Source organism: Azonexus sp., assembly GCF_049652925.1.
Lineage (GTDB): Bacteria > Pseudomonadota > Gammaproteobacteria > Burkholderiales > Rhodocyclaceae > Azonexus.
In genome coordinates, this window is sequence record NZ_JBASFI010000035.1 from 1 (window position 1) to 11,296 (window position 11,296).

At 61.8% G+C, this 11,296-nt stretch carries 9 protein-coding genes; 1 reads left to right on the plus strand and 8 read right to left on the minus strand.

The genetic code is table 11. The annotated features are described in order from the left end of the window. Positions 1 to 93: 93 nt before the first annotated feature. From WBK19_RS17015 to WBK19_RS17045, 7 genes are all read right to left on the minus strand, one after another. Positions 94 to 1,032: a GGDEF domain-containing response regulator gene (locus WBK19_RS17015; protein ID WP_511291847.1), complete on the minus strand. Its 939-nt coding sequence runs from the start codon at positions 1,030 to 1,032 to the stop codon at positions 94 to 96. A 164-nt stretch (positions 1,033 to 1,196) separates the two neighbouring features. Beyond that, positions 1,197 to 2,363 (minus strand): Na+/H+ antiporter NhaA, encoded by a 1,167-nt coding sequence (gene nhaA, locus WBK19_RS17020; RefSeq protein WP_511291849.1) that lies wholly within the window; start codon positions 2,361 to 2,363, stop codon positions 1,197 to 1,199. After that, on the minus strand, positions 2,360 to 3,988 hold the full coding sequence (locus WBK19_RS17025) for a HAMP domain-containing protein (protein ID WP_511291851.1): 1,629 nt from the start codon (positions 3,986 to 3,988) through the stop codon (positions 2,360 to 2,362). Before WBK19_RS17025 ends, nhaA begins: the two co-directional genes overlap by 4 nt. Before the next feature lie 138 nt (positions 3,989 to 4,126). After that, positions 4,127 to 5,545, minus strand: coding sequence for a nickel-dependent hydrogenase large subunit (locus WBK19_RS17030; RefSeq protein ID WP_511291853.1), 1,419 nt, complete (start codon positions 5,543 to 5,545; stop codon positions 4,127 to 4,129). Further along, a complete protein-coding gene (locus WBK19_RS17035) occupies positions 5,542 to 6,543 on the minus strand; it encodes an NADH-quinone oxidoreductase subunit B family protein (protein WP_511291855.1) in 1,002 nt (333 codons plus the stop codon). The genes WBK19_RS17030 and WBK19_RS17035 overlap by 4 nt, the downstream gene beginning before the upstream one ends. Further along, positions 6,540 to 8,018: a sigma-54-dependent transcriptional regulator gene (locus WBK19_RS17040; RefSeq protein WP_511291857.1), complete on the minus strand. Its 1,479-nt coding sequence runs from the start codon at positions 8,016 to 8,018 to the stop codon at positions 6,540 to 6,542. The genes WBK19_RS17035 and WBK19_RS17040 overlap by 4 nt, the downstream gene beginning before the upstream one ends. Then, entirely contained in the window at positions 8,015 to 9,694 is a 1,680-nt protein-coding gene (locus WBK19_RS17045; protein WP_511291859.1) for a hydrogenase maturation protein, read from the minus strand. The genes WBK19_RS17040 and WBK19_RS17045 overlap by 4 nt, the downstream gene beginning before the upstream one ends. Before the next feature lie 166 nt (positions 9,695 to 9,860). On the opposite strand from WBK19_RS17045, the gene WBK19_RS17050 reads away from it, so the two are divergent. Continuing rightward, positions 9,861 to 10,067 (plus strand): hypothetical protein, encoded by a 207-nt coding sequence (locus tag WBK19_RS17050; protein ID WP_494646661.1) that lies wholly within the window; start codon positions 9,861 to 9,863, stop codon positions 10,065 to 10,067. Between the two features lie 7 nt (positions 10,068 to 10,074). Here the strand turns inward: WBK19_RS17050 and hypE are convergent, their stop codons facing one another. Next, positions 10,075 to 11,127, minus strand: a complete 1,053-nt coding sequence (hypE, locus tag WBK19_RS17055) for a hydrogenase expression/formation protein HypE (RefSeq protein ID WP_511291861.1) — start codon at positions 11,125 to 11,127, stop codon at positions 10,075 to 10,077. Between the last annotated feature and the right edge of the window lie 169 nt (positions 11,128 to 11,296).

An 11,296-nucleotide genomic window follows, 5' to 3' on the forward strand; every position in this document is an offset into this window, starting at 1 on the left:
TTTTGGCCGTTTTTTCCGTTTGACCGTGGCATCCCACGGTCAACCGGAAAAAACGCCTGAATTTGAAATATCACCGCCCGGCGGTAGCCTTCCTCAGGCCACTTCGGCCCGGTTGCGTCCGGCGTCCTTGGCTTTGTAAAGCAGGTCATCGGCCAGACGGAAGAGCGTCTTGACTTGGCCCATGGCGTGCGGGAAGCAGGCGGCACCAAGGGAAATGGTGACGATGCCATAGGCCTCGTTCTTTTCATGAGGAATACCCAAACCGGCAACCGCTTCGATCAGGCCGGCCGCCACGCCGGCGTGCACACCCGGCGCGGCGTCGGGAATGACCACGGCAAACTCTTCGCCACCGTAACGGGCGACAAAAGCTCCGGGCGCCGTCCGGTCGTCGTTGATCAGTTGAATCTGCTCGCCCAGGCAGGCGGCAACCGCTATCAAACAATCGTCGCCGGCCTGGTGACCGTAGTGGTCGTTATATTTCTTGAAATTATCGACATCGATCATCAACAGGCTGAACGGCTTGGCCGATTGCCGGGCTTGTTCCCAGGCGATGTCGAGCTGCATGTCCATGGCGCGGCGATTGAGCAAGCCGGTCAAGCCATCGCGATTGGCCTGATCCTGAAGTTTGCCGTTGGCCAGGCACAGACGGGCGCGCAAGGCGGCGATCCGGGACATGGCTTTCATCTTGGCCTGCAGGACATTTTCCGGAACGGTTTTCGAAATGAAGTCATCGCCCCCTGCTTCGATGGCCGTCACCAGATTGGTGTCGGTATCGGTCGCGGTCACGAAAATAATCGGCGTCCAGGCCCAAGGCTCCATGCCCTCCTGGGCGCGAATCCGGGTCGTTACCTCAAACCCGTTCATACCCGGCATCTCGATATCCATCAGGATCAGATCGAAGGTTTCCGCCTGGAAAAACTCAAGTGCAATCTCGCCGTTGATCGCATGTTTTACCTCGTAGCCGAAAGACTCTAGTCGAGCCCGCATGACCATGGCAATCGCTCGCGAATCGTCCACCAACAGTATCTTCATTCGAATCCCGACCAGGCAAATGCAAACCGCGCAGTGTACTCCCAAGTGCACGAGACTTTGCGCCGGAAATTCCCGCTCCTTGCGCCCATCGCCACGCCTCCGCTGCTGTCAGCAGCTCAAATCGGAGATGCAATCTGGTGAGCCCTGCCGGCCGCTTTTTCGATTCACGCTCGGGGCGCCGGGCTGAAAAACCGGAGCCAGACGAAGCCGAGTCCGCCCGCCGCCAGCGACGCCACCAGGATGGCCATTTTCGAGGAATTAATGAGGCCCGCACTGTCGTGAAAGGCCAGGTTGGTGATGAAAATGGACATCGTGAAGCCGATGCCGCCAAGCAGGCCGGCACCAAGGATGTGACGCCGCTTGAGGTCGCCCGGCAAGGCACAGACCCCGACCGCCACGGCGAGCAGGCTGGCCAGAAAAATGCCCAGCGGCTTGCCGAGAACGAGACCGCCCAGAATGCCCAGGCTGTTGCTGGACAACAGTTCCTGCTGCCAACCTGCCGAGATAACGATCCCGGTATTGGCCAGCGCAAAAATGGGCAGGACTATAAATGCTACCGGTTTGTGCAACAGATGTTCGAGACGATGCGAAGGTGAGGCCTCATCGTTGTCCTGCCCCGAGAACGGAATGGCAAAAGCCAGCAGAACGCCGGCTATGGTCGCGTGCACCCCGGATTTGAGCATCAGGAACCACATCAGCGCCCCGCCCAGCAAATAAGGCAGCAGCGACATGACGCGCAGGCGATTGAGGATGATCAGCACACCAAACACGGCAAACGCCGCCAGCAGGTAACCGGGCGAAAACTGCGTCGTATAGAAAATGGCGATGACGACAATCGCCCCCAGATCGTCCATGACCGCCAGCGCCGTCAGGAAAACCTTGAGCGAAGCCGGCACCCGACTACCGAGCAAGGCCAGCACGCCGAGCGCAAATGCGATGTCGGTGGCCATCGGAATGCCCGCCCCGGCCTGCGTTGGCATATCGGCATTGAGGGCGTAGTGAATCCCCGCCGGGACAACGATGCCACCAGCGGCAGCGATGATCGGCAGCAGCGCCTTGCGGAAATTCGACAACTCGCCGACATACAGTTCGCGCTCCAGTTCCAGGCCGACAAACAGGAAAAACACCGCCATCAGCGCATCATTGGCCCAATGCTCAAGGCTGAGCCCGGCCACCTTGATGTGCCAGAAATCGAGATAGGCCGGCCCGAAGGCGGAATTGGCAACGAGCAGCGAGAGGATCGTGCAGAAGATCAGGACGATGCCGCTCGATTTTTCCGACTCGAAAAATCGGTTGAAGCTGCTGGAGAGCGTTGTCTGAAGCGTGGTCATGCTTTTCCTTCGGAAGGGAGCGGCTCAGACGCCATGGCATAGCAACTGCGTCCATTCCTTTTGGCAACATACATCGCCAGATCGGCCGCCTTGAGGAGTTGCCCCGGCTCGCTCAAGCCATCGCTCATGGCGATCCCGATCGAAACGCCGAGTGAATGGGCGACATTCTGCAGTTCGATCGGTTTGGAGACCATTTCGATGCACTTGGCGGCGATTTTTTTCACCACCTCGTCGCTGTTGCCTCCCAGATCGGTGATGACGAACACGAACTCGTCGCCCCCGACCCGCGCCAGGGTATCGCTTTGGCGAACCAGCCCGGACAAGCGTCGCGCCACCTCGACCAGCGCGGCATCGCCGTACTCGTGTCCCAGTTCGTCATTGATCGGCTTGAAACCATCGAGATCGAGAAACAGGACGGCGACTTTCGACCCGTTGCGCTTGGCGCGGGCGAAGGCCTGCAGCATCCGGTCAGCCAGCAGGTTGCGATTGAGCAAACCGGTCAGCGGGTCATGATGCGCCATACGCTCAAGCGCCGCCTGGGTTAGCGAAAGTTTTTCCAGCAAGCGATTGAAGGCCCCGGTGAGATGGCCAACCTCGTCGTCCCGGACCACCGGCAATGGCTTCAACGGAAGCTCGCCTTGGGTCATGCGTTCGGCCAGGTCGGCGGCAGAAAAGAGCGGGCGCAGCAATAGCCTGAACACCAGACCGATGACGACGCAAACAAAAATGACGGCGAGAATCCCGTATTTGACGATCCGCTCCTGCGCTCGCGTCACTGCCTCGAACGCTTCGGCGGTCGGCATCCTGGCCACGACAAACCAGCCGGTGCTCGGCACGTCGGCGACAGCCGCCAGCTCCTCGATGCCTTTCGCATTGATTGTTACCCCGACGCCGCGAAAGCCCTGCATGGCGCGATCATGCAAATGGTTGACGCCAACCGGTGGCGTTTTTTTCAAAACAAGGTCGGGATCGCCGGCCGCAACGAAAAGACCATCCTGTGGCGATATCAGCAAATATCCACCGGAATTGCCTATTTTCCCGTTAAAGATGTGCCCGAGAAAACCGGGAGAATCGAGCGCGCTGATGCCGACAAGGACGGCCTGGACAGCGCCCTCTTTATCCTTCAACGGCATGCCCATGGGTAAAACGGGTTTTTTGGCAAAAACGCCGAATTGCGGCTTCCCGATGCCGGCATTCCCGGCGAGGGCTCGGGCAAAGTCGGGATTGTCGGCGATTGACGCACCTCTTCGCCCGGAAACTGCCGGAAAGTCGGCAATGATGATCCCTTGTCTGTCGGCCACCAGCAATCCAGGCAAAAACACAGGATTTATCCGGTGACGTTCCGCCAGCCAGTCGGTCAACTGCTCAGGCTGCTTCACCATCTCGAGTGGGAAGCTTTCTCCGAGACGATTCAGGGTATTCCAGCGCGTCGTCAATTGATGATCGACATCCCTGGCGACGGCTTTGGCCAAAGCGATTTGCTGAGCAGAAACAACCTCAATCACATCCTCGCGCAAAAACTTGCCAAGAAAGAAAAAGCGCGCCAAAGCGCCGGAAACGACAAGCAACACCCCAAACAGAATCATTCGGGTAACAAGGCTTTTGGAAATTCTGCTGAAATTCATTCGGGGTATGGGACTAACCTGTTTCAAGTCTGATTTATCGCCGCATTGTCACTCTTAAAATTGCTTGGCGGCTGAGTTGATTCCGGACAATAACCGTCAAACCATTTTCCTGGCACGACATTCAGGAAACGCCCGAGGCTAATGCACCGTACACACCATGCACGGATCGAACGAGCGCACGACATGCTGTACGGTCGGTGGCGCGCCATCGCCGGCTGGCAGGCCGACAAGAGCCTGTTCAAGCGGGCCGGGCTGATTGGAAGCATCGCGCGGCGAAAAGTTCCATGTGGTTGGGGCGATGATCTGATAACGCTCGATACGGCCGCGCTTGATGCTCAGCCAGTGGCCGAGGCTGCCGCGGGCAGCTTCGACGAGGCCGGTGCCGCTGGCGTCGTCGGGCATGTCGCCATGGGCGCAGAAAGGCTCGCCGGGTCGCAGGGTATTCACCCAGCCTTCCATGGCCGGCAGGACGAGGGCCAGTTCGAGCAGGCGGGCGACAACGCGGGCCATGACGCTGGCGCCGTCGCGCTGCACCATATCAAGCGCCAGCGGGTGACCGGCGATGACCTGGCGGGCCAGGGCACCGACTTCGTAGGGCTGGCCGGCGTAGCGCGGCGCCTTGCACCAGGTGTAGGCGTCGGGCTTGTTGGCATCGACGATGGTTTCGCCCTGCGCCGGGTGGCGCGGTTGGCCGGCCGCCAGCCAGGCACTGGTCGTGTCTTCATCGATGGCGACCGGAACGAAGACCGCCGCCTGCCCGGCTTGCCAGGTACCAGCCGGGAACAGGTCGTAGGCGCCGCAGGACAGGAAGGCATCGTAGGCGCGACCCAGCTTGTCGAGGCCGAGGTCGCTCGCAGCATTCAGGAAGGCGGGAAAATCGCCGGCCCGACCATCGGCCCAGGCGAGTAGCTGATCCTTGCTGGCCAGTTGGGCGACAGCTGCCAGCGAGTCGCCGAACAGGCGTTTTTCGAGAAAACCGCGGAATTCGCGGAGCAGGGCGAGCAGGCGGATGCGCTCGCCGGCTGTGATCGCCCGCGTGCTGCCGCCGGGCTGGATGGCTAGGGTGTGCGGCCAGCGGCCGGCGAGAAACCCCATTAACCGGAGGAAGCCGGCGCGGGCCGGCAGCACTTCGGCGGCGGCGTCACCCTTGACCGCAGTGAAGCGTTGGGCGACGGCCGGATACCAGCCCCGCCCGGCATAGGCCGGGCGTGCAAAATCGGGCATGAAGAAAAGGTAGAAGTGGGTCAGGTGATCGGCCAGATTCTCGGTGGCACATATCAAATTTCGCGATATTTTCCCGTTGACCGTGGGAACGAGACCCATCGCCTCGGCCAGCGCCGAGGCCGCTGCCGCCGACTGAGCCACCGAGCAGATGCCGCAGATGCGCGGCACGATGGCCAACGCGTCGAGCGGGGCGCGGCCGATCATGATCTGCTCGAAGCCGCGAAAGAGCGGCGAGTTGACCTGGGCCGACTGGATGCGGCCGTTGTCGATATCGAGGCTGACTTCGAGATCGCCTTCGACGCGGTTGAATGGCCCAACGACGATGCGCGTCACTTGCCGCCGCCTTTCTTGCGAACGGCCGGCATGACCACCGGATGATCCTCTATGGCGTTGTTGCGGACCCGCTTCGGCGTCGCCGACTTGGACAAAGCGGCGAGCGCGACGAACCAGGCTTTCGGCATGTCGGTCGGCAGGCCGATCGGGATGCCGGCCAGCTTGGGCGTTTCCTGGAAGGCGTGGCCGGGCGACTCGAAGCCCGGTTCGGTGCAGGCGATGCAGGCGAAGCCGCCGCGCAGGCATGAGCCGCTGCCGTTCCATGGCCGCAGGTTGCAGTCGGCGTGGGCCTGGGTGCCCTTGCAACCGAGGTTTTCCATGAGACAACCGAGGTCGGACTGCTTCATGGCGCTGGCCTTGAATTCGTAAAACTCGTTGCGGGCGCAACCGTGGTGAACGAGGCCGCCGGCATAGAGCAAGGGCCGGCCGAATTCGTCGAGGTCTTCCGGCTTCAGCCCCTCGAGCGCGGCTTTTTCCAGCGTATCGACCACCCAGCCGGGATGCGTCGGACAGCCGGCGATGTTGATCACTGACAAACCTGCCGCCGACTGAAAATCGGCACCGAGCAGGCCGCCCGGCGTTTGTTCGTCGAACTGCAGGCCGCAGGCTTCAAGCGGATTGCCCGGTGTATTGGCCGAAAAACCGCCATAGGCCGTGCACGAGCCGATGGCAAAAACCCATTTGGCGTGGCGGGCCAGACGGGCTACCCATTCGGTCAGCGGCCGGCCGCTGCCGGCCATCAGGTGAAACTTGCCGGTACCGTTCGGGCCACGCAACATGGCCCCTTCGATGCACAGGGCGTCGAAGGCGAGCCGGCCTTCGGCGCAGTCTTCGAGGATGGTGAGCGCTTCCTCACCACTCTCGACCGAGAGCGCCGGGTGCCAGAGAAATTCGATCCCGGCATCGCGCAATTCGTCGAACAGCGAACGCGGCTCGGAACAGAGCATCGACTGCGTGCAGCCACCGCAGCCGCCGCTCTGCAGCCACAACACTTTCATTCGGCCTGCTCCAGACCGTGGCGGACCAGCTTGGCGCGCAGGCCGACGCGCGACAATCCCAACTCCCGCGCCGCCCGCGATTTGTTCCAGCGATGGCGACTCATCGCCTCCTTGAGAACGTGCATTTCGAGCTGGTCCATGCGCTCCTTGAGACCGCCGCTCAAGCCGACCGCCCAGGCCGGATCGTCGCCCGCAGTTTCACTAACCGGCGTTCTCTGCACACGGGGCGAGAGCAGGTCGGCACCGAGCAGCGGCGTCGTCGACAGCGCCACCATGCGCAGAATTTCGTTTTGCAATTCGCGCACATTGCCGGGCCAGCGGTAGGCGGCTATGCTGGCGAGCGCCTCGTTGCTAAAGCCTTCGACCAGCTTGCCGAGCGCCTTGCAACTACTATCGAGCAGGCGGCGGGCGAGCAGCGGCAGGTCCATCGGCCGGTCGCGCAGCGGCGGCACGTGCAGTGCGATGGTCGCCAGACGATAGTAGAGATCTTCACGGAAGCGGCCGGTGCGCACATCGTCTTCGAGATCGCGGTTGGTCGCGGCGATGACGCGGACGTCGACATGGACGGGGCGATTGCTGCCCAAAGGTCGGAACTCGCCTTCCTGCAACACGCGCAGCAGCTTGACCTGGAAGGCCGGGCTGGTTTCGCCGATTTCGTCGAGGAACAGCGTGCCGCCATCAGCCTGCTGGAAGAGGCCGACGCGATCTTCGACGGCGCCGGTGAAGGCGCCGCGCTTGTAGCCGAAAAGCTCGGATTCGAGCAGGGTGTCGGGCAGGGCGCCGCAGTTCTCGGTGATGAAGGCCTTGCTCGCCCGGCGGCTTTCGTAGTGAATGGCACGGGCGATCATTTCCTTGCCAGTGCCCGATTCGCCGGTGACCATGACCGACAGGTCGAACGGCGCGACACGGCCGACCATGTCGCAAACGGCGTTGATCGGGCTGCCCGGGACGCGGATCAGACCGGCCAGGCCGAAGCTGGTTTTGACCTTTTCCTGCTTGAGATCGACTTGCCTTTTGAGCACCGGCTCAGCCGTACGCAGGTCAAGCGAAAGACGCTGATTCTCCTGCTGCAAACGCCAGACTTCGGCGGCGCGCTGCAGCGTCAGGAGCAGTTGCTCGGGCTGCCAAGGCTTGAGCAGATATTGCCAGATTCCGGCTTCATTGACGCCGGTGATGATGTCTTCGGCGTCGGTATAGCCGGAAAGGATGATGCGCACGATGTCCGGCCAGCGCGTGCGCACTTCCTTGAGAAATTGGACGCCGGTCGTCCCCGGCATGCGCTGGTCGCAGAGCACGATGCGGACGGCTTGCTCCCGCAAGAGGATTTCCATTCCCTCGTCAGCACTGGAGGCGCAGAGCACCTCGAAATCTTCTTCCAGCGTCCGCCGCAGGGCTTCCTGCGAACGTACCTCGTCATCGACGACGAGGATGGCCGGCAGGCGGCGCAGGCTGCTGTGGGAAGACGGAAGGGTCATGCCGGAACTTTCCAGTCGAGATCGCGATGGCGGGCGAGGTGGCGCGGCGTCCACGAATGCGCCGAGCGGGAGACGAAATGATAGCGCGCGACATGGTACGCGGGATCGAAACCGTAGAAATTGCGGCGCATTTCGGTCAACTCCTCAGCGCGGTAAGCAGCCAGCGGCTTGGCGGCTTCGTCGGCGTGGCGTTTGGCCTGCTTGGCCGCGAGTTTTTCGGGGAAATCCGGGGCGGCGGCCAGTTCGGCGGCGCGCCGGGCGACATCGACGGCGAAGCCGGGACCGGGCAGGCAGGCGTCGTAGAAGCCGAGCTTGACTGCTTCCGGCGCCGTCATCGGCAGGCGGTGGCGCATGATGGCTTTCGCCCCCTCATCGCCGACGCGCGGTGGCAGCAGATAGGTCCAGAATTCCGAGCCGTAGAGGTTGCCCATGTTTTTGTAATGCGGGTTGAGCATGACCCCGTCGCGCACCCAGACGTAATCGGCAGCGCGCGCCAGGAAGCAGCCGCCGGCCCCGGCATTGCCGCCGACCGCGGCCACGGTCAACTGCGTTTCGCAGCGCAAAATGGCTTCGGCCAGATCGTCGATGGCATTGATGTTGGCCCACGACTCGTCGGCCGGGCTTTCGGCCGCTTCGATGGTGTTGAGGTGGATGCCGTTCGACCAGAAGTCGCTGCCGCCGCGCAACACGATGACCCGGGTCGGCCGTGTCGCCGCCCATTGAAAGGCTTCGGTCAGGCGCCTGCATTGGCCGGTGCTCATGGCGCCGTTGTAGAACTCGAAGCTCAGGAAGCCTACGCCACCGGCCTCTTCGTAGGCGATGTCCTGCCAGGTCGGGATCGAAGATTTCCAGTTGCCGCCGTCTAGCGGCAACTCTGGCAGCTCGGCAGCCTCCGTAAAAGCCAGCGTTGTCGGTAGCTTGATGCCACCAGCCGACTTGACGTGGCCAATCCATACCGAGCCGTCAGCCGTTGCCCGACAAATGGCCGTTTCACGGCGGCCAAGCAAGCTGCCCGGATCGCCCTTGAGCGAGGCTTCCAGCCAGGCATCGAACAGGTGACAGGGCTGACCGAACAGTTCATCGGCGACGCCGGGAAAGCCGTCGGCCGCATTGAGCTTGGCCAGAATGGCAGCGCTGGTTTCGGTCCGCCAGTCGATGGCGCGGTCGACCTGCTTCATTACCGCGTGCGCCTGCCCGGGTACACGCTCCGGTTTGAAATTTGGCTCATTTTTCCGGTTGACCGTGGCAATCACCGCCTGGACGGCTGCTTCGGTGACTTCGTTGCGATAAATCGAGGCTTTTCGGGCCGAACGCATCGGAAAGGTCGCCGACGCCCAGACCGGCCCCGCATCCATCTCCGCCTCAGCTTGTAACACTGTGACGCCCCACTCTCTGGCGCCACCCTGAATCGCCCAATCGAGCGCCGATGGACCGCGATCGCCAACCGGCCCCGGATGGACGATCAGGCAGCAATGGCGCGACCAGATCGATTCGGGAATCGCCCGTTTCAAAAACGGCGCGATGATCAAATCGGGTCGAAACAGCGCCACAGCCTCCTCGCTAACCGCATCAGCAATGTCGAATTCGATGCTGATTTCGTGGCCGCGCGTAACAAGTTCGCAACAAAGTCGCTGAGTCAGGCCGTTGAAGCTATGAGAAATGAGGAGAATTCGCACGATTTACAGTTCTTTACAATTCATGTCAGCAAGGTGAAGCGAGACAGGACGGGGCTTTGCGGGGAGCACCGTCCCATGCCGCATATCTCTATAACTTTCGCGATATTTTTCAGACACTTGGCTTTGTCTACGATGCATATCAACAAAAAGGGATCGGAGAACAACAATGCAAACACAGCAAAAGCGAGTCAAACCTCGGGATCTTCCCGTCAGCCGGGCGCCACGTCCGGAATACGTCGCCGCCATCCGCTATCCGGACGGTCGTCGTGACCTGTTCCACATACGCAATGCCGACAATTTTGCCGACGCCCGCGAACTCGTCATTTCCGAAGTCGGCGACGTGCTGTCGGTGATGATCGCGCTGCGCCACTAAGCCGGTCTCAGCAAATCCGCGGCAACTGCTCGCCGCTCAGCCAGTCCACGATACGACGACCGCCAAAACCGGTCGTCATCTGGACAAAATGGTGTTCATCCGCATGCACGGTGCCGATAATGGCCGCCGCGCTGCCCAGCGAGTGAGCGCGCATGGCGGCCAATAGCTTTTCAGCGTCATTTTCGGCGCAGATCGCCACCAGTTTCCCCTCGTTGGCGACATAAAGCGGGTCCAATCCCAGAAACTCACAGGCTGCATTGACCGCCGGATTCACCGGCATAGCCTTTTCCTGCAGCATCATGCCGACGCCCGATTGTTTGGCGATCTCGTTGAGCGTCGTCGCCAGCCCGCCACGCGTCGGGTCGCGCAGGACGTGGATATCGGCGCCGCTGGCTCGCATCGCCTCGATCAGGCCATGCAAGGCCGCCGTGTCGGAAACGATTGGCGATTCGAAACCGAGGCTTTCGCGCACCGCCATAATTGCCATGCCGTGATCGCCCAGCGTGCCGGATACCAGGATGACATCGCCCGGCTTCGCATAACGGCCGGACAGTTCGCGCCCCGGCGCCACGACCCCGACGCCGGTCGTCGTGATGAACACCCCGTCGCCCTTGCCTCGCTCAACAACCTTGGTGTCACCGGTCACCACCGGCACGCCAGCCTCCTTGGCAGCCGCCGCCATGCTTTGCACGATGCGCGCCAGATCGGCGAGTTTGAAACCTTCTTCGAGGATGAAGCCGGCCGAAAGATAAAGCGGTTTGGCGCCCATCATGGCCACGTCGTTGATCGTGCCATGCACTGACAGGCAGCCAATATCGCCGCCCGGGAAGAAGAGCGGCGAGACGACATGCGAGTCGGTGGCCATGACCAGTTTGCCCTCGCCAGGGTTCGGAAGCAGCGCACCGTCGTCGCCTTGGGCCAGGTATTCATTGCCCAAGTATTTGGCGAACAATTCCTCGATCAGTTGCGCCATCGCCCGGCCGCCGGAGCCGTGGGCCATGTCGACATGGCCGTGCTTGATGTCGAGGGGACGGACGTAGGTTTTGCGGGTTTCAGTCATAGACATGTTTTCTACACAAACAGTGGTTTCCGCGCTTGAGGCGCGGGCGTACTTTCTTCTTGCTTCGCCAAGAAGAAAGTAGCCAAAGAAGAAGGCGACCCTGGGTCGGTGCCGGCTGCGCCGGTTCCCTGCGCTACTCGAAACGCCCGCCAGCAAGGCGGAACCCCAT